Source organism: Streptomyces sp. NPDC127097, from assembly GCF_042724075.1.
Taxonomy (GTDB): domain Bacteria; phylum Actinomycetota; class Actinomycetes; order Streptomycetales; family Streptomycetaceae; genus Streptomyces.
The window spans coordinates 1-22,645 of record NZ_JBHXFI010000090.1 but is presented as its reverse complement, the minus strand read 5'-3'; the positions used below and the strand labels follow the sequence as shown (position 1 = coordinate 22,645).

General features: G+C 68.7%; 19 protein-coding genes. 11 read left to right on the top strand and 8 right to left on the bottom strand.

Annotated elements, in window-relative coordinates:
- Window positions 1-148 precede the first annotated feature (148 nt).
- The 3 genes from ACFWJW_RS36130 to eccE form a co-directional block, all read right to left on the bottom strand.
- Window positions 149-2,902: an SCO5717 family growth-regulating ATPase gene (locus ACFWJW_RS36130; RefSeq protein ID WP_387249213.1), complete on the bottom strand. Its 2,754-nt coding sequence runs from the start codon at window positions 2,900-2,902 to the stop codon at window positions 149-151.
- Window positions 2,903-3,234: 332 nt separating this feature from the next.
- Window positions 3,235-4,077, bottom strand: coding sequence for a hypothetical protein (locus ACFWJW_RS36125; RefSeq protein WP_387249212.1), 843 nt, complete (start codon window positions 4,075-4,077; stop codon window positions 3,235-3,237).
- Window positions 4,077-5,303, bottom strand: a complete 1,227-nt coding sequence (gene eccE, locus ACFWJW_RS36120) for a type VII secretion protein EccE (protein ID WP_387249211.1) — start codon at window positions 5,301-5,303, stop codon at window positions 4,077-4,079. The genes ACFWJW_RS36125 and eccE overlap by 1 nt, the downstream gene beginning before the upstream one ends.
- Before the next feature lie 345 nt (window positions 5,304-5,648).
- Between eccE and eccB the strand changes: the two genes are divergently transcribed.
- The 8 genes from eccB (at window position 5,649) to ACFWJW_RS36080 (ending at window position 14,454) form a co-directional block, all read left to right on the top strand.
- Window positions 5,649-7,244 carry a type VII secretion protein EccB gene (gene eccB, locus ACFWJW_RS36115; protein ID WP_387249209.1) on the top strand — a complete coding sequence of 532 codons (1,596 nt, stop codon included), beginning with the start codon at window positions 5,649-5,651 and terminating at the stop codon, window positions 7,242-7,244.
- A gap of 363 nt (window positions 7,245-7,607) precedes the next feature.
- Window positions 7,608-7,931: a WXG100 family type VII secretion target gene (locus ACFWJW_RS36110; RefSeq protein ID WP_387249207.1), complete on the top strand. Its 324-nt coding sequence runs from the start codon at window positions 7,608-7,610 to the stop codon at window positions 7,929-7,931.
- 125 nt (window positions 7,932-8,056) lie between these two features.
- Window positions 8,057-8,350 carry a WXG100 family type VII secretion target gene (locus ACFWJW_RS36105; protein ID WP_018093366.1) on the top strand — a complete coding sequence of 98 codons (294 nt, stop codon included), beginning with the start codon at window positions 8,057-8,059 and terminating at the stop codon, window positions 8,348-8,350.
- Between the two features lie 189 nt (window positions 8,351-8,539).
- Window positions 8,540-9,820: a type VII secretion-associated serine protease mycosin gene (mycP, locus tag ACFWJW_RS36100; protein ID WP_387249205.1), complete on the top strand. Its 1,281-nt coding sequence runs from the start codon at window positions 8,540-8,542 to the stop codon at window positions 9,818-9,820.
- A complete protein-coding gene (locus tag ACFWJW_RS36095; protein ID WP_387249203.1) occupies window positions 9,813-10,115 on the top strand; it encodes a hypothetical protein in 303 nt (100 codons plus the stop codon). Before mycP ends, ACFWJW_RS36095 begins: the two co-directional genes overlap by 8 nt.
- A 73-nt stretch (window positions 10,116-10,188) precedes the next feature.
- Window positions 10,189-11,691, top strand: coding sequence for a WXG100 family type VII secretion target (locus ACFWJW_RS36090; RefSeq protein WP_387249201.1), 1,503 nt, complete (start codon window positions 10,189-10,191; stop codon window positions 11,689-11,691).
- Between the two features lie 89 nt (window positions 11,692-11,780).
- Window positions 11,781-13,085 (top strand): S8 family serine peptidase, encoded by a 1,305-nt coding sequence (locus tag ACFWJW_RS36085; RefSeq protein ID WP_387249199.1) that lies wholly within the window; start codon window positions 11,781-11,783, stop codon window positions 13,083-13,085.
- Window positions 13,086-13,161: 76 nt separating this feature from the next.
- Window positions 13,162-14,454, top strand: a complete 1,293-nt coding sequence (locus tag ACFWJW_RS36080; protein ID WP_387249197.1) for a S8 family serine peptidase — start codon at window positions 13,162-13,164, stop codon at window positions 14,452-14,454.
- Window positions 14,455-14,607: 153 nt separating this feature from the next.
- Here the strand turns inward: ACFWJW_RS36080 and ACFWJW_RS36075 are convergent, their stop codons facing one another.
- Window positions 14,608-15,636 carry a PE-PGRS family protein gene (locus tag ACFWJW_RS36075; protein WP_387249195.1) on the bottom strand — a complete coding sequence of 343 codons (1,029 nt, stop codon included), beginning with the start codon at window positions 15,634-15,636 and terminating at the stop codon, window positions 14,608-14,610.
- Between the two features lie 144 nt (window positions 15,637-15,780).
- Window positions 15,781-16,113 carry a WXG100 family type VII secretion target gene (locus ACFWJW_RS36070; protein ID WP_387249193.1) on the bottom strand — a complete coding sequence of 111 codons (333 nt, stop codon included), beginning with the start codon at window positions 16,111-16,113 and terminating at the stop codon, window positions 15,781-15,783.
- A 462-nt stretch (window positions 16,114-16,575) separates the two neighbouring features.
- On the opposite strand from ACFWJW_RS36070, the gene ACFWJW_RS36065 reads away from it, so the two are divergent.
- Window positions 16,576-16,875, top strand: a complete 300-nt coding sequence (locus ACFWJW_RS36065) for a hypothetical protein (RefSeq protein ID WP_387249191.1) — start codon at window positions 16,576-16,578, stop codon at window positions 16,873-16,875.
- A gap of 134 nt (window positions 16,876-17,009) precedes the next feature.
- Here ACFWJW_RS36065 and ACFWJW_RS36060 read toward each other — a convergent pair whose 3' ends face one another.
- From ACFWJW_RS36060 to ACFWJW_RS36050, 3 genes are all read right to left on the bottom strand, one after another.
- Window positions 17,010-18,341, bottom strand: a complete 1,332-nt coding sequence (locus tag ACFWJW_RS36060; RefSeq protein ID WP_387249189.1) for an SUKH-4 family immunity protein — start codon at window positions 18,339-18,341, stop codon at window positions 17,010-17,012.
- Window positions 18,338-20,485 carry an ATP-binding protein gene (locus ACFWJW_RS36055; RefSeq protein WP_387249187.1) on the bottom strand — a complete coding sequence of 716 codons (2,148 nt, stop codon included), beginning with the start codon at window positions 20,483-20,485 and terminating at the stop codon, window positions 18,338-18,340. Before ACFWJW_RS36055 ends, ACFWJW_RS36060 begins: the two co-directional genes overlap by 4 nt.
- A gap of 353 nt (window positions 20,486-20,838) precedes the next feature.
- Window positions 20,839-21,246: a hypothetical protein gene (locus ACFWJW_RS36050; RefSeq protein WP_042149586.1), complete on the bottom strand. Its 408-nt coding sequence runs from the start codon at window positions 21,244-21,246 to the stop codon at window positions 20,839-20,841.
- A gap of 239 nt (window positions 21,247-21,485) precedes the next feature.
- On the opposite strand from ACFWJW_RS36050, the gene ACFWJW_RS36045 reads away from it, so the two are divergent.
- Window positions 21,486-21,794: a hypothetical protein gene (locus ACFWJW_RS36045; RefSeq protein ID WP_387249185.1), complete on the top strand. Its 309-nt coding sequence runs from the start codon at window positions 21,486-21,488 to the stop codon at window positions 21,792-21,794.
- Window positions 21,791-22,519, top strand: coding sequence for a WXG100 family type VII secretion target (locus ACFWJW_RS36040; protein ID WP_387249182.1), 729 nt, complete (start codon window positions 21,791-21,793; stop codon window positions 22,517-22,519). The genes ACFWJW_RS36045 and ACFWJW_RS36040 overlap by 4 nt, the downstream gene beginning before the upstream one ends.
- Window positions 22,520-22,645 lie beyond the last annotated feature (126 nt).

The following is a 22,645-nucleotide window of genomic DNA, read 5'->3' as shown; positions in this document are numbered from 1 at the left end:
GGGGGGGTTTTTTTTTGTGTTATATTGTTTTTTTGTGGGGGTTTTGTGGGGGGGGCCTTTTACGTTTTTTTTTTTTTTGTTGTTTGGGGGGGGGGCCCCCCCACTCCCCCCGGCCCCCCGCCCCGCCCCGTATTGCGCTACGAGCGCCTCACGGCGGAGGCGGCTGCTGCTGCCACCCCGGCGCCAGACCGGGCCCCTCCGGCTGCGGTGCGTCCGGAGCGGGCTGTTGCTGCTGCCAGTGGGCCGGCGGCTGGCCCTGCTGCGGCTGGGTCCAGCCACCCTGCTGCGGCGGGTAGCCGGCCGGCGGCTGGCCCTGTTGCGGCTGCTGCGGCTGGCCCTGCTGGGCGTACTGCTGCTGCGCGTACGGGTCGCCGCCCATCTGCTGCTGGGCGTACGGGTCCCCGCCCATCTGCTGCTGGGGATACATGCCCTGCGCCTGCTGCGCCCGCGCGAAGTCCTCGGCCACCAGGGCGGAGAGGTTGAAGTACGCCTCGCGGGTCTTGGGCCGCATCATGTCGAGGTCGACCTCGGCACCGGCGGCGAGATGCTCGTCGAAGGGGACGACCACGACACCGCGGCAACGGGTCTCGAAGTGCGACACGATGTCATCGATCTTGATCATCTTGCCGGTCTCACGCACACCGGAGATGACCGTGATGCCGCGCTGCACCAGGTCGGCGTAGCCGTGCGCGGACAGCCAGTCCAGGGTGGTGCTCGCGCTGCTGGCGCCGTCCACGGACGGGGTGGAGATGATGATCAACTGGTCCGCGAGATCGAGGACTCCGCGCATCGCGCTGTAGAGCAGACCGGTACCCGAGTCGGTGAGGATGACCGGGTACTGCTTGCCGAGGACGTCGATCGCCCGCCGGTAGTCATCGTCGTTGAAGGTCGTCGAGACGGCCGGGTCGACGTCGTTGGCGAGGATCTCCAGGCCCGAGGGGGCCTGCGAGGTGAACCGGCGGATGTCCATGTAGCTGTGCAGATGCGGGATCGCCTGCACCAGGTCACGGATGGTCGCCCCGGTCTCCCGGCGCACCCGTCGGCCGAGCGTGCCGGCGTCCGGGTTGGCGTCGATCGCCAGGATCTTGTCCTGCCGCTCGGAGGCGAGCGTGGAGCCCAGGGCCGTGGTCGTGGTGGTCTTGCCGACACCGCCCTTGAGGCTGATCACCGCGATCCGGTAACAGGACATCACCGGTGTACGGATCAGCTCCAGCTTGCGCTGCCGCTCCGCCTCTTCCTTCTTCGCGCCCAGCTTGAACTTGGACGGCTGGGCGTTGGCGCCCGGCTTGCGCTTCTTGGGCTGATTGCGCAGCAGCCGGTCGGAGGTCAGCTCGACGGCGGCGCTGTAGCCGAGCGGTGCGCCGGGGGCGGCCCGCTGCTGCGGCTGCTGCTGGCCCGGCTGCGAGTACGACGCGTAGTTGGCCGCGGCGTTCGGGTCGCCGGCCTGCTGACCGGGCAGCGGCTGGTACTGCGCCTGCTGGGCCTGCGGCTGCTGAGCCTGGGCCTGTTGGGCCTGGGCCTGCTGTGCCTGCTGAGCCTGCTGGGCCTGTTGCGCTTGCTGCGCCTGCTGGGCTTGCTGTGCCTGCGCCGCCTGGGCCTGGGCTTGGGCGGCCTGCGCCTGTGCCGCCTGCTGGGCGGCGTGCTGCTGGGCGTAAGCGGCCTGCGCCTGGCCCTGCTGCGGGTAGCCCTGCGCACCGGTCTGCGGATAGCCGTAAGCCGACTGCTGCGCGGCCGCGTGGGGCTGCTGCTGTGCCTGGGGCTGCTGCTGGGCCTGCTGGGGGTAGCCGTACGCGGGCTGCGGATAGCCGTATGCGGGCTGTTGCTGCTGCGCGGGCGCGCCCTGCTGCTGTTGCGGGTAGCCGGCCTGCTGGGCGTGCTGCCCCTGGGGGTACCCGGCCTGCGGCTGCCCCGTCTGCTGGGCGTGCGGCTGCGGCTGTGCCTGCGGTTGCTGCTGGGCCGGTGCCTGCTGCTGGGCCTGTTGCGGCTGCTGAGCGGCCTGGGCCTGGGCCTGCGCCTGTGCGCTCCGCGGGTCCGCGGGCTGGTACTCGGCCGGCAGCGGCGGCAGCCCGCCCTGCCCGGGCACACCCTGCTGCTGACCGTCCGTCGCGGCACCCCAAGGGGCGCCCTGCTGCGGCACTCCTTGCTGCGGAACGCCCTGCTGGGGGGCCTGCGGAGCCGCCTGCGGGGGCATCGCCTGCTGCGGAATGCCCTGCTGCGGCACACCCTGTCCGGGCATGCCCTGCTGGGGCACGCCCTGGTGCGGCGGCTGCTGGGCCGGTGCGGGTTGCGCCTCTGGAATGGCCGCCTCGGGGGCGGGCTGCACGGGCGCCGCGGCCTCAGCGGCCGGTGCACTCTCCTCGACGGGGGCGGGCGCGGCCGAAGTCTCCGGCTGCGGCGCCGCGTCGGTGGACATGACCTCGGGCTCGGACGCGTTCGTCGCCTCCGGCTCGTCGTCCTCGTCGTCGTCCCAGAGCGAGGCCGACGGATCGACGCCCGTGCCCGCGCGCTGATTACCCGTGCCGGCACCCTCGTTCGCGGTCGGCGCCGCCTCCGAGGGAGTCTCCGGCGTGTCCGGGGGAGTGGCGGCGACCGGGGCACCAGGGCCCGTTTCCTGGGGGCGCAGCGTCGGGAATCCCGGCGGCGCGGCCTCCGCGGGCCCGGGGAGCGGCTGACCCAGGGGCTGCCCGACGGGGGGCTGGGCCCCGGCGGCCGGAGTGGCGGGCGAAGACGCAGGAGGAGCCGCGGACGAGGCCGCGGCACTCGCGCCGCCACCACTGGTGTCGTTGCTCGAGTACCAGGCCGGTGCGGCGAAATCGATCTTGAACTCACCGGTCAGGTCGAACTCGGACTGGTCGTCGTCAGGATCGTTTCCGTCCGGACGGAAAGCCTCCTGCTCGTTCACTGTGCCTCCTGGTGTACTGCAACGCACCTGAACGGCAGGACCGGATACAGGCGGATCGATCGGATGTAGCGGAAGTCGGAACACACCACCCGGGGTTGCGCCAACACTAACTGTCTCCATCCCCGTATCGACTGCCGTCGTGCTGTGCTCCTGCGGCTCTCCCACACAGCCTAATCAAGAGTCGGCTCATAACGGCAGTCGATGTCATGTCGTCTTCATACCCTTCGCGCGCTTACGGGCGCACCCGTGGATGCGCCCGTAGGTCGTGCCCCGCGGCCGGTCGCGGACGCGCTGCGCACAGCGCTCCGCGGGCGACCGGCCCGGAATGACGGTCAGTCCATTCGGCGCGGCCCGCCGAGCAGGTTGGTCTCCGCTTCCGTCGGCTGCGTCATGACGAACTGGTGGCCGTCGCGCGAGCACCACAGCATGGCGTTGTCGCTGAGCGTCGGCAGCACCGCACCGACCTGCTCCGGCAGCCGCATGATTCGCGTCACAACCTCGGCCTCCTCGGGCGAAAGCCGCTGGAGACCGACCAGATCGGCGCGGCTGAGCATCTGCGGCGACCGCGGCCCGAGGAACGGCAGCACGGTCAGCACCGACTGCCAGGGGCTCGGGGCGAGCTGATTACGCGGCGGGCGTGCGCCCATGTCCCGTACGACCAGCACCGGGCTGGAAACCGAGGGGCCCTGGGGTGCGATCTGGCGCACGTCATGGACCGACACACACTGCTGTCCGCCGCCCGCGGCCTGCGCCATCTGGCCCCAGGCCGGCGGCCGCGCGGTCTCGACCGCGACCCGGGCACCGACGGCGACCGTACGCAGCGCCAGCACCTGCGCCATCCACATGCTGCCGACCAGCGCGATCTCCATCGGCGCGGGCCGCAGCAGGCTCAGCACGGCGGGCTGGTTCTGCGGGTCGATGCCGATGATCACGCCGTCGTCGCCGACCGGCAGGGTCAGGGAGGCGAGCGACTCGGCCGTCAGCACATGGGGGCTGCGCCGCGGACCGCGCAGGCCGTAACCGGGCCGCGGCTTCGGGCCGGTCGGCCCCGACTGGTCCTCGTCCGGACGCGGCTGGTGCGAGAGCCGGTGGCCGCCGTCGCCGCCGCCGAGCGGGGGGTTGCGCCAGCCGTTGCCGCTGGTGTTGACGCGGGGCTGATAGGTGGGAGAGGCCATCAGCGGGTACCTCCGAGGGGAAGCGTGGCCAGCAGGCCGGGCAGCTGTTCCCGGTCGAGCCGTACGAGGCCGACCTTCACGGAACCGGAACGGCGCTCCAACTCACTCTGTGCGGCGTTGAGTTCGTTCTCGCTGCGGGTGGAAAGACGGACGTAACCCGAGATGGCCGGGGCGCGGCCGCTGCCGTGGGTGGCGGTCAGCGCGAAGGTGCTGGCCATCGCCCTGGTGCTGGTCAGCAGCTGGGTGACGGCCGCCAGCGGCGCGCCGCCCTGGCCCAGTTGGGGCCACCGGCCGATCCAGTACGTGGAGTGCCAGCGGTCGTCGCAGCGCATCGCCCGGGTCGTCTCCTGGGTGCGGCGGGCGGCTCGTCCCTCGCGCCCCATCGCGCCGTTGGCGGCCCGCGGGCTGACGCACACCGCGGTGCCGATCGCGGCCACCACCTCGCGCTCGGCGAGCACCTTGGCGCGCACGCCGTGCGCGGTCAGCCGGCTGACGAGCTGGTCGGCGGCGCGCAGCAGCGAACGCTTGGCGCCCTCCATCCCGCCGCCGCGGGCCTCGATCGCCTCCGAGCACAGTTCGGGGTCGAGCTTGAGCGCGATCCACGTCAACTGGAGCGCGGGCGTCTGGGCCTGGGCCTGGAGCGGCGCGTACGAGCGGGCCGCGACGGCCTGTTCGGGCAGGTGCGGGGCCGGCGCGGGCTGGGTGTACTGGACGAACTGCACCGACTCCAGGTGGATGTCCTCGATGTCGAGCGCGGTGTGCAGCACTTCGAGCGGCAGCATGTGGCTGCCGCGCTCCGGACGCAGCGGCTCGTCACGGGCGTCCACCTGGACAAGGGCGGTCAGGAACGTGCCGTCACCGACGAAGCCGATGGCGCGCTGATCCGACTCGGTCGTGAACTCGTAGGTGCGCAGCGCCGGTTCGCACTCGACCACGGGGGCGATCGCCGGGTCGACGCCCTGGGTGGCCGCGAGCGCGGAGGCGCTCTCCTTGCCGCGGCGCTTCATGGCGCGCACGGTGGTGATCCATTCCGGCAGCGGAATCCGCCGCCGCCGGCCGAGCGCGAAAATGACCAGAACTGCCGCGATCACAATGGCCGCGGTCAGTGCGGCCGGGTGGATCGACCAGCCCACCAGTACCAGGGCCGCGGCGAGTTCGATGATGGCCAGCTGCTGAACGCGGACCCCGCCGATGGTTCCGGCCTGTTGGCGCAGCCGCGGTGCCACCGGACCTGCCGGGCGGGCCGCGGAACCCCGGCCGCCATTTTCTCTGTTGCCCGGAGCTGTGCCGTTTTGGCCAGCATTTCCCGCGTATTGCGGTGCAGCGGAAGGCTGTTGCTGCTGTTGCCGCCCGTTGCGGCGTCGAGCCCTGGTGGCGCTGGACATCCCCCGGCCTGCTCCTCTACTGGTGGTGTGGGCCTCTAGGCGTATCGGCCGCCGCTGAGACTGGTGCGTTGGAAGGTGGCACCCGTACCGTACGGGTCGATCGACACACGGCATAGTAGAGGGCGCTACGGCGTGAGTGCCGGGGGCGGTCGATGTGGATCCGACAGGCGGGGAGAGAAAGCAACAATGGCATCACGTCGGGACGAGCTGAATGCGTATTCGTTCGCTCGAAAGCGCACGAATGCGGCATTTCTGAAGCCGCTGCCGAACGGTTCGATCGAGAGTGCTCCCAGGCCCCTGAAGGCGGTGGTGCCGAGCATCATGATGGGGGTCGTGATGCTCGTGGGATTTGGTGCCTGCGGCATTCTCAAGCCTGTTGCCCCGCAAGGCTGGGACGAGGTCGGAAAGAATGTCATCGTCGGGGACAAATCCACCACGCGCTATATCGTCCTGAAGCAGGGCAAGCAGAAACTGCTGCACCCGATCCTCAACCTCGCCTCCGCCCGGCTCCTTATCGACCCGAAGTTCACGGTGGTCAAGGTCAAGGAATCCGAACTGGACGGAAAGATCCCGCACGGGCCGGCCATCGGCATTCCCTACGCCCCCGACCGGCTGCCCACCACGGAGGACGCCGACAAGCCCAAGACCTGGGCGGTGTGCAACCGTCCCGGCAGCGGCCTCAACAGCAAGCCCCAGCAGTCCGTGTTCATCCTGGCCGGCAAGGACAAGCAGGCCGTCGAGGGCAAGGGCAAACTCGGCCCGAGCCAGGCGCTGTTCGTCGAGGACCCCCAGCACAAGAAGTGGCTGGTCGACAGCGAGGGCAAGGCTTTCGAGTTCAACGGGAAGAGCGAAGCGGTCAACGACACCCTGCGCCGCATCATCTTCCGCTCCGCCAAACCGCAGCCGGTGTCCCAGGACTTCATGGACACCCTCCTCGTGCTCCCGCGCCAGCTCGGCATCAGCATGCCCGAGGTCGCCGGGGCGGGGAGCCAGACCACCGACCCGAAGGTCCCGGCCCGGGCCAGGACCGTCGGCTCGATCCTCCAGGACAGCAGCGGCCAGAAGTACGTCGTGGAGCAGGACGGCGTCGAGCAGGTGACGGACTTCGTGGCGAACCTCCTGGAGGAGGGCGCGAACGCCGACAAGCTGCACAGCGACGGCTCGCGGGTCAAGCCCGAGCAGATCGCCGTCAACAGCATCGACCCGAAGCGGGACGACTCGGATAACCCGACGTTCTTCATGGGGAAGTTCGGCACGTTTCCTTCACCGTGGCCCACCGAGAGCCTCTCGGTGGCCAACGAATTCGAACACGGCTCCCAGACCGGCGGACTGACGCGTCCCACCCGGAACGGCGTCTCTTGCAGCGTTTACAACGGCAAGAACATCAAGCTGCCGGGCGGTGAGGAGAAGCAGCTCGGTTACAAGAACGGCGTGCCCGACATGCAGACCTGGGTCGGCAACGACTACCCGGTCAAGATTGCCACCGGAGCCAACTCGTACGTCACCCCCGGCAGCGGTCTGCTCTACACGGAGGTGCGCACCTCCGCGTCGACGAGCGGCAGCCAGTTCCTGATCACCGACACCGGACTGCGCTATCCGCTGCCGAGGAACAACGACAGCGAAAGCAAGGCCGGCAAGGCCGATGACGAACAGGACAAGGCGAAGGTCCACCTCGGCTACGAGGGCACGCATCCGCCGCTGATCATGAAGGCATGGTCCGAACTCCTCTCCACCGGCCCGTCGCTGGACATTCAGAGCGCCAAGAAGCCGCAGTCGTCCTGATATGAGCGAAGGCCGTACCGGGCCCCGGAAAGGGGCATCCGGTGCGGCCTTCGGCGTCCCCCGGATTCCGCCGCCGCGGTTTTCCCGCCGGGATCGCGACGGCCTTCTCGGTGTGATCTCCGCCGGTCCGGGCCTGTTGGCGAATGACCGATAGCGGCACATCTGTCCGTTTCCCGTGAACGCCGTTTCACCGATGGCCAGTTGGCATTGTTGTGATCCCGTCACAACAGCCGTCCCCCTGTTGGGGACAGCCATATCGAGTGGTTAAAGTAGCCAAAGGCGTCAGCAGGAGATGCCTGCCGCGCGAGCGCCTGTGGCTGCCCGGTGCGGTACGACGTACGAGTCTCATGGGGGACGTTGACTATGGCTGGTCAGCAGTACACAACCACCGAGGAGGAGATGGTCGCGTTCAGCGGCAAGATCTCCTCGGTCAACCAGTCGATCCAGGGCGAGATCTCGCGCCTGAACACGGTCGTCGACACCATCACGTCTGGGTGGAAGGGTGCTGCGGCCTCCTCGTACAACCAGCTCCAGTCGCAGGTGAACGAGGACGCCAACCGTCTCAACCAGCTCCTGGCCGAGATCAAGGAAGCGATCGACGAGACCACCAAGAACTACTCCGCCTCCGAAGAGGAGCAGGCGCAGTCGATCACGCACATCTCCGCCTCGGCTTCCCCGTTCGGATGATGGGGCCGCGCCGCTGACCCGCGGCGCAACGGCCCAGCCGCCGCAGCCCGGGCCCGCCGGCCGATGCCGCCGGCCCGCTGTGGTGTGTGAATCGACCAGGCATCATCAACTCCTGAGGAGACACCATGTCAGGCCAGATCCTCGTAAATTTCGCGACGATCTCGCAGGCCAGTTCCGACGTGCGCGGTACGGCCAACAACATCCGCCAGCAGCTCGACGACCTCGAGGCGGGCGTCAAGAAGATCGCCGCCAGCTGGGAAGGTGCGGCGCAGGAGGGCTACCAGGCCCGCCAGCGCGAGTGGGACCAGCGTGCCGCCTCCCTGCACTCGACGCTCGAGGCCATCGCCAAGGCGCTGGACCAGGCCGCCCAGAACTACCAGGCCACTGAGCACAAGAACTCCGGCATCTGGGGAGGCTGACCTCCGGTCAGTCGGGCCGGAAACGGCCAGACCTGAGCAGCACGGCTGCTCGCACAGTGGTCCATGAGGGCGAGCGCGCTGCATCAGTGCGCTCGCCCTTCTGCCGTCCACCACCCCTTCACCCCTCCGCCTCCTTCCTCTCACCCCTCGTTCCTGCCCAATTCGCCACACATGGAGAGCTGAAAGCCCGTGGGATCTCGCGCCATTGGTCACCGAGCCGGGCACCGTCGCCGAGCGGCGGGTGCGCTGGTCACGGCGGCGTGCATCGTCGGCCTGTCGGGTGCCACCGCCGCACCGGCGGTCGCGGACCCGAACGTTCCGCTCAACAGTGGTGAGTGCAAGTTCGGCACCAGCGACATCAAAGAGACACCCTGGTCGCTCCAGCGCCTCCTGACGAATCAGATGTGGGCCGACACCAGGGGCAAGGGCGTCCGGGTCGCCGTCATCGACACCGGCATCGATGCAGGCAACTCGCAGATCAAGCCCAACATCGAAGGCCCCGGGAAGAAGTTCGTCTCCGGTGCCGGCAAGCCGACCGTCGATCAGGTCGGCCACGGCACCAAGGTCGCCGGCATCATCGCCGCCCAACGGAAGCTGGGTTCGGGTTTCTACGGAATCGCCCCCGAAGCAAAGGTCATTCCGCTACAGCAGACCAGCGCAGAGAAGGCCGGCACCGCCGACAGCCTCGCCGCCGCCATCGATTACGCGGTCCGGCTGAAGGTCAACGTCATCAACATTTCCCAGGGCACGGACGCCGGCGAGGAAAAGCTGGGCCCCCTCAAGGCAGCGATCCAGCGGGCCGCCCAACAAAACATCCTCATCGTCGCGTCGGCCGGAAACGACGGCGCGAGCGGCAAGGTGAAGAACATGTACCCCGCCGCTTTCCAGCAGTTCGACAATGTGCTGTCCGTGGCCGCCTCGGACCGCAACAACGAGCGCGCCCCCTTCTCCCAGCCGGGATCCTGGGTCGACATCGCCGCGCCGGGCGTGAACATGGTCTCCACCGTCCCCGACGGCGGTAACTGCGTCGACCAGGGCACCAGCTTCGCCGCACCCTACGCCGCGGGCGCCGCGGCCCTCCTGATCGCGAAGCACCTGAACGAGGTCCCGAAGTGGACCCCGCAGCAGGTCATCTGGCACCTGGAGAAGACCGCGGAGCGCGTGCGCCCGAAGGCGGACCAGAACATCGGCTGGGGCGTCGTCGACCCGGTCGCCGCCCTCAACGACGACACCAGGCCCACTGCCTCACCCGAGCCGGACAAGCCCTCCAACGCGGCCGACGGCTCCAACATCCAGCCGGCCGCCGTCACCATCGGAGAATCCACCGAGGAACGGCGCGCCCGCATCTCCATCTACATCGTCGGCGGCGGACTTCTTGCCGTCGCCGCGGTCGTCGGCTCCTCGATCGCCATTCGCGACTGGCGCCGCAAGACCGGACTGACATCTCACGGGGAGGCCAGTAATGGCTAAGGAATACCGCGTCGATCTGGATGCCTTGGACCAGGTGGTCAAGGAGCTCAACGGCGTCCTGAAGGACATGAACGGGACGAAGGGGAAGGCGGGGAGTGGGACTTACCTGCCGTCGAGTGCTTTGGGTAAGAAGTACGTGGAGCACGAAATGCTGCACAACGCTCACGCTGGCATGAAGAAATTCATCGAGGACGAGATCGTCGGCAAGATCGAGAAGTTGGTCGATGAATTTGGTCAGAAGTCGAAGAAGACGAAGGAAGCCTACGACGACGCCGAGCACGATAACAAGATGTGACATCGAGTGCATCGGTTGATTGTCAGCTGACGGGAAAGGGGGCCCACAGGTGGGTGGAGAAGGAAAGAGCGGCGTGCCTGAAGACAGGTACGAGAGCTATCGGCATGTGACGGATTTCAACCAGAGCAACTTCAATGGCCTGAAGGACATGCTCGATGGTGCCGATCCCGAAGTGCTTTACTCTGTCGCTCAGCACTGGCAGGACGTTGCCGACGACCTGGAGACACACAAGAAGAGTTTCTCCAAGGCCGTGGACAAGGTGATGGAACACTGGCAGGGCGAGTCCGCTGAACGCTTCCAAAAGAAGGCTCAGCAGATCATCGCGAACTTCGAGTCCGGGAAACCTTGGTGCACGCACACGGCACGGGTCATGGACGAGTCGGCCAAGGCCCTTCAGACGGCCATCGAAAAGGTCCGGATGAAGTCGGAAGGCTGGGAACTCGGAGATCTCAATGACTGGGGGTGGTCGATCTCCGACGACGAGCTGGACGAAGCCCTCAAGAGGGGCGATAGCGCCGCGGGCCTCCTGGAGGCGAACAAGGACGATCTGGACGACGAGCAGACGCTTCGGCTCGAGTCGACCATCGCCATGGAGCAGTTGGGCTCGTCGTTTGTGAGGGCTTCTAAGGCGCTGAAGGCGCCGGCGCCGGGGGACCTTCGTGGCCGTGACGACAAGATCCCCGACCACGAAAAGGACCCGTCAAACGATCCAGGCGCCATTAACACCCCCATGATTCCGGCGGGTGGCGGGTCGAAGGGGGGCGGGGGTGGACTCAAGCTCCCGAAGCGGGGTGCGAACTCCGGTAGCACCCCCAAGATGCCCAGCTCTCCGAGCCTCAAGCATCCGGGTGTCAGCGGCGGTCTGGGTGAACTGAAGCCCAAGGGGCCCACTGTGGGGACTGGCCTCGACAGCCTCCGCGATGGCCCTAACGGTGGTCTCAAAGCCCCCACCGGCGGCCCCGGTGGTGGTGGTCTCCATACGCCCACCGGTGGCGGTCCCGGCGGTGGACCTGGCTTGTCTGGAATGCCGGGCGGAATGCCTGGGACTGGCGGTCTCAAGAGCGGCGGCCCCGGTGGTCTCAAGGGCGGCGCCCCTGGCGGTCTCAAGGGCGCCGGCCCCGGTGGTCTCAAGGGTGGCGGTCCCGGTGGTCCCGGCGGTCTCAAGGGCGGCACACCCGGTTCCACCCCAGGTGGTGCACACGCGGGGGGCCGTGCCGGCATGCCCGGCATGGCCGGCGCACATGGTGGTGGCGCAGGGAAGGGTGCGGGCGGCGGGGGAGTCAGCGCCGGCGGTGCCCAAGCGCGGCAGAAGGGCGGGATCATCGGGTCGCCCGGTGGTAAAGCCAGCGGCGGAGGACAGGGGGGATCCGGCCTGCACCGCAGTCGAGGGGGATCGGCATCCGGGGACAACTCGGGTAGCGGACGTCGCCCGGCAGGCATGATGGGTGGCGCGCATGGTGCGCCCGGCGCCAGGGGTGAGGGCGGAGGCGGCGACGCGAGCCGCCCTGACTACCTCGTGGAAGACGAGGAAACCTGGACAGCCAAGCGTAATGTGGCTCCCCCGGTCATCGAGTAGTAACGGCCGGTCAAGCAATCGGCGGACGTGCTGGGGCCCGCAGTCCCTCGGGCTGCGGGCCCTGACTCTGTAAGGAAGGTGTTTACGGCATGAGCTTCACGCGGACGCTGCGTGCGGTGGGCGGCGCGGTGGTGGCGGGAGCACTGCTCTTCGGCACCGCGCCGGTTGCTTCGGCAGACCAGATCAGGCATGAACAGTGGCCGTTGAGGTCCTTCGGAGCTGACGACATCTGGAAGGTGTCAACCGGCAAGGGCGTCACCGTCGCGGTCATCGACGACCCGGTAGACGGAAGTCACCCTGACCTCAAGGGAAGTGTGCTTCCCGGGAAAAGTTTCCTCCCTGGTGGAGGAACGGCAGATAGCCCGGATGGGAAGAATGAGCACGGCACTGCCATGGCTTCGCTCATCGCTGGGCACGGACATGGGCCTGGAGGCGGTGACGGCGTCAAGGGGCTGGCGCCTGACGCCAAGATCCTTCCTGTAGGAATTTACCTCGGGAACGGCGATGCAGCGAAGAAGTCCTATGCCGAACCGTTGAGGTACGCCGTGGACCACGGTGCGAAGGTCGTCAACATGTCGTTCGAGGTTTACTCGGAGACGTCACCTGCTGAAAAGGCAGCTGTTGAATATGCCCGGAAGCATGATGTCCTGGTAGTTGCGGCATCTGGAAACTCTGGCTCTAGCACTCCTCGTCTTCCTTCTGCGGTACCGGGGATTCTCGCTGTCGGAGCGGTGGACATCGACCTGAAGGTCTGGAAGTTCTCCAACTACGGGCCTCATATCAAGTTGCTGGCGCCAGGGCTTCATATCCGGTCGGCGGGAGTTGAGACCCCCTATCGCTTGGCCAACGGCACCTCAGACTCCACAGCGTATGTATCCGCCGCCGCTGCCCTCCTCCGCTCCAAGTTCCCGGACCTGACCGCCGGCCAGATCGCCAACCGTCTGGTGAAGACTGCCGGTCTGCCGGATGACATGAAGGGGAAGAAGCTTCCTGACCCCCACTACGGCTACGGATTCATCAGGCCGTCCAAGGCACTGACCGCGAACATCCCCGCGGGGTCGGAGAACGGGCCGTTGCCTGCTCTCAAGGATGGTTCGTCCAAGGCGTCCGGTAGCGGCAAGGACGCTCAGCAGGCCACCGAGAGCGATGAGGGCATGAGTACGGGCGTCATCATCGGCATTGTTGGTGGTGTGGTCGGTCTTCTCGTCGTCGTGCTGATTGTTGTGCTGGTGGTCAAGAAGAAGAACGGGCGTAATGGTCCGCCTCCGGGTGGCCCCGGTGGCTACGGCGGACCGGGCGGCCCCGGTGGCTTTGTGCCGAACCCGGGCCATCAGCAGCCGAGCGCGCCCGGTGCGTATCCGTCGGCGCCGCCCACGCAGCCGCCTGGACGGTAATTGCGAACTGTTTCATCAAAGGCGCGGCCCGCAGCTTCGAGCTGCGGGCCGCACTGTTGGGGAGAGGTATTACAGCGTGAGTTTCACGCGGACGCTGCGTGCGGTGGGCGGCGCGGTGGTGGCGGGGGCACTGCTCTTCGGCACCGCGCCGGTTGCTTCGGCAGATCAGATCAGGAAAGACCAGTGGCCGTTGGCGGTCTTCGGTGTTGACGATATTTGGAAGGTGTCAACAGGCAAGGGTGTCACGGTTGCGGTTATCGATGCCCCGGTAGACGGCAGTCATCCTGATCTCAAGGGAAGTGTGCTTCCCGGCAAGAGCTTCTTCGATGGTGGGGGGACGGCAGATCGCCCGGATGGGAAGAATGAGCACGGCACTGCCATGGCTTCGCTCATCGCCGGGCATGGGCATGGTCCTGGGGGATCCGAAGGGGTAAAGGGGCTGGCGCCTGACGCCAAGATCCTTCCTGTCGGAATCGACCTTGGCAACGCAGAGGGGTCCTACGCGAAACCGTTGCGGTATGCCGTGGACCACGGCGCCAAGGTCGTCAACATGTCGTTCGAGGACTACGCGGACACGTCCCCTGCTGAACAGGCGGCTGTTGACTATGCAAGAAAGCGTGACGTGCTGGTAATTTCGTCATCAGGAAACACCGGCTCCAGTATTCCTCGTCTTCCTTCCGCAGTACCTGGTGTCCTTGCAGTTGGGGCTATGGACATCGATCTCAAGGTCTGGAAGTTCTCCAGCTACGGGCCTCATATCAAGCTGCTGGCCCCTGGAGTTCATATCCGGTCGGCGGGAGTTGAGACTCCTTACCGCTTGGCCAACGGTACGTCGGACTCCGCAGCGTACGTATCTGCCGCCGCAGCGCTCCTGCGCGCCAAGTTCCCTGACCTGACGGCAGGCCAGATCGCTAATCGTCTGGTGAAGACCGCCATTTTGCCGGCCAGCATGAAGGGCACGAAGCTTCCCGACCCCCACTACGGTTACGGCATCGTCAACCCCTGGCAGGCGCTCATCAAGAAGATGCCCGCGGGGTCGGAGAACGGGCCGTTGCCGGCCCTCAAGGATGGCTCGTCCAAGGCATCCGGCGGCGGCAAGGATGCTCAGCAGGTAGCTGAGAGCGATAGGGGCATGCGTATGGGCGTCATCATCGGCATTGTTGGTGGTGTGGTCGGCCTGCTTGTCGTCGTGCTGATCGTTGTGCTGGTGGTCAAGAAGAAGAACGGGCGCAATGGTCCGCCTCCTGGTGGCCCCGGCGGCCCCGGCGGCTTCGCGCCCTACCCGTCGACCCCGAACCCCTACCACCAGCAGCCGACCGCCCCCGGTTGGCACCCGCCGGCGCCACCCACGCAGCCGCCGGGACGGTAATCCCCAACTCGTTTCAGCAAAGATGCGGCCCGCAGCTTTCGAGCTGTGGGCCGCAGACTGTTGAGAAAAGGGGCGCGGCGCCGGGCGCTTCGGCGGACGGGCAGCCGGGACGGGCAGTGCGGGCTGGACGCGTTCCCTCCGTAGGGGGCCGGGTCAGCCGAAGACCGAGCGGACCTCGTCCGTTACGTCCGGGTTGTTGGTGGCTGCGCCGCCCGTGCGGCGGTCGACGTGGCGTTGGGCGTGGTTGAGGCCGCGGTTGGTGAGGTCTTCCTTGGCGTGGTCGATGTAGGTGCCGGGGTCGGCGAGGCTGGCGACGCCGTCCTTGTAGTCCTGGGCGCCTTCCTTGATGCCGTCGACGTATTCGCCGGCCTTGTCCTTGGCGATGTCGCCGGTTTCGCCCCAGTCGATTCCGTCGCGGGCGCCGAAGTGACTTTCGATGCCCTGCTGTGTGACGTTCTGGGCCATCTCCGTCGCGGCCTCTTGGGCCTTGGCCTTGCCCTCTTCGACGATCTTGTCCCTGGCGATTTCCTTCGCCTGGTCGACGACCTTGTCCTTGACGGTCTCCTTGACCGTCTTCTTCACATAGTCCGCCGCGATCTTGCGGGCTTCCTTGGAGACCGCCTTCTTCGCCATCTTCTTGATGGCGTCCATGGTGGCGTGCTCCATCGCCTTGGTGGCCGCCTCCATGACCTCGCGTTTGATCTTGTCGAGGATCTGGCGGACGATCACGCGGGTCGCTTGAGTGGCCCCCGCGGCACCGAGCTCGGAAAGGCCGAGGGTGAAGGGTGCGGCGGCCTGGGCCGCGATGATCTCGGTGGCAAGGATGACGAGTTGGACGATGACCGCGATTTTGCCGGCGAGAACGGCAATGGCGGCCGCGTCGAAGGCAAGCGCGATGACCTCGGCCGCCGCGGCGGCGTCGCGGAGATAGTTGTCCCCGCTGTCCCCGCCGCCGGAGAAGGAGCCCCATTCGTTCGAAAAGCCCTCGATCGCATCGCCGGAATTGGCGGAGACGACTTCATTGGCTGCCGAAGAGCCCTTGGAGGACGCCTGGTTGACGGACTCGGCGAAGTTGCGCCAGGTCTGCGCGCATTCGTGGAGCTTGTCCTCGTCGGCGTCCGGCCAGTTGTAGCCGAGGAGGTCCAGGACCCAAGCTACCTCGCCTGGCAGCGTCAATGACACAGTGATCGTCCCCCGTGCAGTGATGACCGATTGTGGAATGGAAGGGAAGGGTGGTGGAGAAAGAGAAGAAGGGAGAGGGAGAGAGGGTGAGGGTGGGGCGGGGTGAATGCCGCGCGCCCGGGCTCACGTAGGGCAGGGGTGGCGTCAGATGGCCGGACGGCCTACCGCGCTGATGGTGTGAATGCCCTGCTGGTCGGAATCGGAGTACGAGTCGCCCATGGTCTGGAGCTTGTCGCCGATGCCTTCGAGGCGCTCGCCCAGGGAGTCCATCGACTCGAACATGCCGTCCCTGATGGGCGTGTAGACCGTTTCGAAAATATCGCCGAAGTCGCAGTTCTCCCAGGGGCTGCCCAGACCTTCAAGATCGTCTTGAAGCTTCTTCGACGCCTTGGAGAAATCACTGCCGATGTGCACGAACGCCTTGCCCTGCGTGCGCAGCACATCCGGATCGACGTCGAACGCCTTGCCTGCCACCATTGCCCCCGTTTTGCGGTGTCCCGCGCGATACTTGTCGCGTTCTTAACGAGCCCACATTAGGCGATCTGAATGCAGGCATGTCAAGGCGAGAGGTGTGGAGGGAACGTGGGCATCGTGGTGTGGCAACGTCGTTGAGATTCTGGGTAATTGCCCCACCTGGGGCGTTGGTGAACCTTCTGGGTGGCGGGAATGCGGGCGCCACGGCGACGTACTGAAAGGGAAGGTTAAATATTGGTACGCCGCTGGTCAATCATTTGCGGAGTGCGGAGTGCGGAGTGCGGAGTGCGGAGTGGCGGAGTGCTCCGGTGCGCTGATCGCTCCGGTGTCGGGCCGGGACCGGTGCGGAATCCGTTCCAGGAGAGTGTGGGCGTCTGGTCGATTCGTCCATGTGCAACGTGAGTTGAGTCCCGGGGCGGGGATCGGCGCCGCCCGGCGATCACTCGTCCCGTAGCATTCCCGCTCATGGACGTAGCCGGCGATGAAGAGCCCCTCCCCGAGAACCGTGTGGGACTGACACCTCGTCAGGCCCGACGAATACGCATCGTCCTGGCCTCGGTGCTGATGGCCGCGATGGCGGGGGTGCTCGTGGTGCGCCTGGCGTCGCGTACGTCGGTGCTGGTGGTCGGGGTGTACGGAGCCGCGCTGGTGCTCTGCGGTGTGGTGATCGAACTCAGCCGTCACGGGCGCACCCGGCTCGGCACCTGGTTGCTGGGCATCGGCCTGGTGGCCGCGCTCGCCTCGGACTGGCTGTTGTTGCCCTGACGCCCGGGGTGGGAGAGACGGGGGCCGAAGCCCCCGAAGCCCCCGTCGTTCAGAAACAGGCCCCGCGGTTCCTCAGAACAGGCCCCGGCCCTCAGAACAGATCCCCCGGTCCCTCAGAACAGCCCCCCGGCGTCTCAGAACAAGCCGTGCCACATCTGCTCGATGACCAGCGACCACCAGTTGCTGTCGTCGTCCAGTGCCCACGAGTCGAGCGCCGCGATCTGCTCCTGGAAGGCGGCGACCGCCGCTCCCGCCGCGTACGGGTCCATGCCCTGCATCTGTGTGCGCGTGGTGACCAGCAGGGCGAGCGAGCGGAGGTAGGCGGACAGCGTCCGGTTGACGAACCGGCCGCCGCCCGAGGACGGCTGGACCGCCCAGACGGTGCCGACCAGGTTCTGGTTCTCCTCCGCGGCCGTGCACTGGACGGCGAGCGTGTAGAGGCCGTCGGTGCCGAACCGGACGTAGCCGGCGAGGGTGGCCAGGGTCTGTTCCTTGGCCTCGGTGCCGGTGGCGCGCAGGGAGGTCGCCACGTCCGCGAACAGTCCGCCGGCGGGCGGGGCCGCCGGCTGGTCCGCGGTGAAGAAGTAGGGCACCTGAGCCGGCAGGCCGGCCCAGACCAGCGTGTTCTTGGTGGCCTCGGGCAGCTGCGTCGTGGCGAGATCGTCGGCGTCCGGACGGGTGACGCCCTGGGGCCCGAAGACCTCCACGAGGTGCTTGCCGAGTGCCACGTCGCGCATCTGCGGTGCGGGCTCGACCCGCTGCGGCACCGGCACCCGGTGCGGGCGCGGCGGTGCCTGCCGGCCCGTCAGCTGATGCATCATCTCGACGTGCCGCAGCACTCCGGCGACGCCCTCGGCGCGCTCCTCGGGCCGCATGCCGTAGCCCTCGGTGCAGGAGAACGAGGCGTTCGGGAAGGTGCGCAGGATGAAGTCGCCGGGGTAGCCGCCGGGCAACAGGGCCGAGCGCAGATCGGTGTGCACCGCGCGGACGTTCGCGGGGTGCACACCCAGCCGCTGGAGCTCGTCGTAGAGCTGGAATTCGGCGGGCGGCTGTCCGGGCGCCGAGACGCGGGCGAGGCTGGTCTCCTCGCCGGTCGACGGGTCGGGGTAGGTCGCGACGGCGGTGTTGCCGGGGCCGGTGACCGGCGGCTCGGCGGGGGCCGCCGGAGCCGCGGCGGCCCCGGCACCGTGCTTCTGCTGATACATCCGGACGACCTCGTCGACCGGCACCGACGGCCACACCGTCAGCTCGCCGGACGCCCGGTCGACGACCCCGCAGGCGGCGCCGACCTCGGCGGGCGGGCGCCGCTGTCCCGTCTGCGGGTCGACCTCCGGGGGCGGCGGTACGGCCCACACCACCCAGCCGAGGTCGAACTCCTGCATGGCCACCTCACGCGGGGGACCCTGATGTCCCTCGGGGTTGAGCCAGCGGGCGGCGGTGGCGTGTGCCTGCGCCTGGTTGATCACGAGTGGTCTCCTTCGAGGCCGTCGGAAGCAGCGGAGTCGGCGGCGCCGGTGCGCTGGGCCGGCACGGTGGGGGCGACCGCGGGGGCCGCGGCGAGGATCTGCCGGGCGGTCACCCCGCGTTCGGTGGCGACGACCAGTACCCCGTCGGGCGAGAGGTCGGCGCCGGTGAGCGGGGCGTCCGAGAGCAGCGCGGCCACCACCTCCTGGTCGGCGCGGGACCAGACCCGCAGGTAGTCGGCGCCCCGGCTGAACCCGAAGGGGGCCGCCGCCTTGGTCTCGTCGGAGGGCAGCTGCACCTGCGTCGGGTCGGCGTCGACATAGCCGGGCCGCAGCAGATCGTGCAGGAGCAGCGCCCCGCCGCCGTCCTCGGAGGTGTCGTCGTCCGCGCCGGGCACCGTACGGGAGCCGGGGGTGCCCTCGGGGACGACGAAGGCGGCCACGGGACGGAGCGCGGTCGCCGCTGCCGGTCCGTCCCCGCCGTCCCCGGCACCGTCCGCGCCCGTCTCCGCCGCCGTGCCCTCGCCGCCCTCCTGGGGCAGGGCACCGGTCGTCACGGCGCGGACGCCGGCCAGCGGCACGCTCCACAGCGTGCGCCACGGCAGGTCGAAGCCGAGGGTGTGCAGTGCCTCCGCGTACGGCGCCAGCCCGTCCTCGACGAACGCGCTCTCCAGGAACGCCGCCCGCATGTCGGCCGGAGCCTGCGAGCGGGTCAGCAGCGGAGCGGTGCGCAGGTACGTACGGGCCGGGGCGCCCAGCTGCTCCAGCGGTACGGCCTCGATGGCGGCCCGCAGGGTCACCGGGTCGGCGTGTGCGAACAGGCCCGGGTCGGTGAGGAGTTGGGGGAGCAGCCCGGCTTCGAGGGTGTGTGCGGCGAGATGGTCGCGGATGTAGGGATCGGCCTTGGCCCAGTTCTGCTGGGGCACCGCTTCCAGCAGCGCCATGGCGATCTTGGTCTGGGCGTCCCGGACGTCCGGCAGACCGGAGCGGATCTCCTCGGCGATCGCCGGGTGCTGAAGACGCAGCAGCATACGGCCGTCGTCGGCACCGTCCCCGGCCGCCGCGTCGTCCCCGGACACCGCGTCGTCCGCGTCCTCCGCCGCGTCCGCCTCGACCGGCTGGATGAACGGCGCCGCCAGCAGCATGCCGTCGGCGAGATCCTGGCTCATGTCCCACCCGGCCACGGCGTTCGCCAGCGGACCCCACAGCTGGGCGGGCAGCCCCTCGCCCTCGGCGAACGCCAGCGGCGCCAGCAGCAGCCGCAGGGTCTGCGGATCGACGCCCAGCCGGCGGGCATGCAGATCGAGGGCCTCGCCGACGGTGGCGGGCAGCAGCGACTCGTCCGCCGGGTCGAAGTTCTCGGGCTGCAAGAGCAGCGACTGCACGGCGAGCTGGGCGGTCAGCCGGCTGCCGTCCGCACGCCGCGCAAGGGCCTCGGCGAGCGGCCGGCGCACCGCGGGGTCGGTGGTGAAGGGCAGGTCAGGCGCCCCGGCGCCGGGGTCGAGCGCGGTCTCGGCGTGCAGCAGCAGACCCTTCGGGTCGGCCCACTCCGGCGCGTCGAGATCGATGATCTGCGCCTGGCCGGACGGCAGCGCCCCGGCCAGCTCCGCGGCCAGTTCGCGCGGCACATCGGCGAGCAGCTGCACCGTCTCGGTGGCGGCGAGCGGCTTGAGCACGTCCCGTACGAGGCGGGCCGGCTCGTACGCGGCACGGACCGGGCCGGCCCGGTCGACGTCCGGCACCACAATCGTCACCGGCTCTTCACGAGCGGCGAGTTCGGGAAAGATGTCGTCGGCGCGCTCCGCGCTCAGCCCGAAATGATCGGCGATGACCCACAACAGCTGGGCCGCGGTGCGCCCCGCGGGGCTCGGCACGGCGGGCGCCGGGAGGTCCGGGGGCACGGTCGCCGGGTCCAGGTCGTCCAGCGGCAGCTGCTTGCGGTAGCCGGGGTCGCACATCATCAGGAAGCCGGTGACCAGGCGTGAGCGTCCGCTGCCCGGGTTTCCGGTGAGCACGATGACGCGCGGGGCGCCGGGCCACCGCATCCGCCAGGCCGCGAGCGCGCGGAGCGCCGCGGTGCGGCCGCCGACGTACGGATGAGGTGCATATCCGGCCGGTGCGGCGATTCCTTCGTCTGAGGCGCTCATGGCTTCCTCGTCCCCCATCAATCCCGTCTCCACCTTTGTGGATTCCTGCGTGTACCGGCTCGATCCTATGATCCGGACCGCACGCCCGGGACCGTGCGGGGGTGGCTGTGCCGGAACTGGAACACGCAGGCCGGGCCCCTTGCCGAGTGACTGCGCAAGGTGGCCCGAGTGGCCCGCGTCAAGTGCGTTGTCCCTGGGGCGCGGTGTGGAGAAAGAGGAAATGCCGTGTGCGGAAAGGAAGCAGATCCGTCCATGATTCCGGCGGCCGGTCTGCTTTCTTCCGCGGTGCCTCTATGGACTCTTTGATCGGATTTCGGCGGGCAAAAAGATCGGGCCCGCCGCACCGCCGCCGGTCAGCCCCGGTGCCCGCCGCCCCGGCCGCCGCGCCGCGGAGTGGTGACGATGTTGCCCGAGGGGCCGTCGCGCTCGGCGCGCTCCTCGTCCTCCTTGGCTTCCTGCTCCTTCTGCCAGGCGGCGAACTTCTCGCGGGACTCCTCGCGCTCCGCCATGGTCTGGTTCTCCGCGGCCCGCCGGATCTCGGTCATCCGGTCGCCCAGCGCGTCCATGTACCCCGGCGTCTGGATCGCGTCCTTCATGCCGATACGGCCGGAGAGCACCTCCTGGGCCATCTCCTGGAGCTTGCCGCCGACGTTGGGGTTGTCCGCCAGCACCTTCAGTGCCTTACGCAGCCGGTGCGCCTGCTCCGGATCCTGGGCGACGTCCATCAGGTCCTCGTCCTGGATCTGCCGCTCGTTGCTCATCCTTGCCCCCTTGAACGTGGTGGCACAGCAACCGCATGTGCTGCACCGGCGTCCTGAAGTCTAATGACGGGTGTGAACAGGTCGTCAAGGCGGGGGTTGTCGGTATTGCCGCATATTGCTCCGTATGCATTCCGCGGTTCGCTGTCCGCCCGCTCCGGAGAGAGCTTCGGGCCTATTGCGGGTGTGCTAGACCTGAGGCGATGTTGGCAGGTAGCTGTCATTCAATTCGGGGAGAAAAGATGTCCGACGAAGTCCGGCTCAGTACCGAGGAGTTGCACAAGCTCGGTGCGACCTTCGAGATACGCGCGGAAGAACTGAGCCGGCAGCTGGCCGCATTCAGACGGCGGGCCGATGCCGAGGCCCTCCGGGAGGGCTTCGGCAGCGACGAGGAGGCCCAGCCGTTCCGTGAGCTGTACGAGCAGGCCGAGCAGGCGCTCGTCCAGCTTCAGCAGCGGCTCGCCGAGGTCGGCGGAGGGATCAAGGAGACCGTCGCGAACGCGCAGGCGGCCGAGGACGAGCTGGTCGAGATGATGCGGAGCGTCAAGTGAGCGAGCGACGCAACCCCCAGGCCCTGCACGAAGCGGCGGCCGGCTGGCGGGAGATGGGCAAGCACCTCGACGGCCTGGTCCGCGATCTGGACCGGCATGTCGGCACCGCCGCCGCGGCCAACTGGCACGGCCCGGCCGGCGAGGCGTTCGCGGGGGAGTGGCACCGCCTCAAGCGGTCCGTCGACGACTCCCTGCCGGCCTTCGAACTGGCCGCCGCCGACCTGGAGAACGCGGCCGCCGCACCCCCCGAGGACAAGGGCGGCGAGGAACACCACGAGGCGTCGCCGGCCAGGAACTCCGCCAACTCCTCGTCCTCGTCGGGCACCGAGGTCGCCTACGGCTTCATGGCGCTCGGCCAGCTCGCCAACGGCCTCGGCGGCGCGTTCGGCAAGCGCGGTGGCGGGGGCGGCCAGTCGCGGGGGCCGGCCGTCCGCCACACCTGGGAGACCTCCACCGCCGCGCAGGGGCCCGACCCGTTCGGACCGGCGAAGGCCGGCGAGGCAAAGACGCGGGGCGGCGAGGGCCTCGCCAAGGGCGTACGGACCCAGCCGGCCGTCGCGGAGCCGGCCCCCGGCGAGGAGCCGAAGGCCGGACAGGAGAAGAAGGGGACGGCCGACGGGCCCGCCACCACAGCCGAGGCCCCGGCCAAGGGCACCCCGGCGACCGGCGGCGAGGCCCCCGGCCGGCCCGCTCCCGACGTCACCCAGCACGGCGCGTTCGGCTGACGGCGGCCGCCGGCACCGGCGGGCACCGATGCAGAACGGCGGGGGGGGGGGCCCCGGCGCTGCGGGCGACCCCCCCCCCGCGGGGGACGGGGGCGCGCGCGCCGGGGGGGCGCGGCCGCCCCGCGG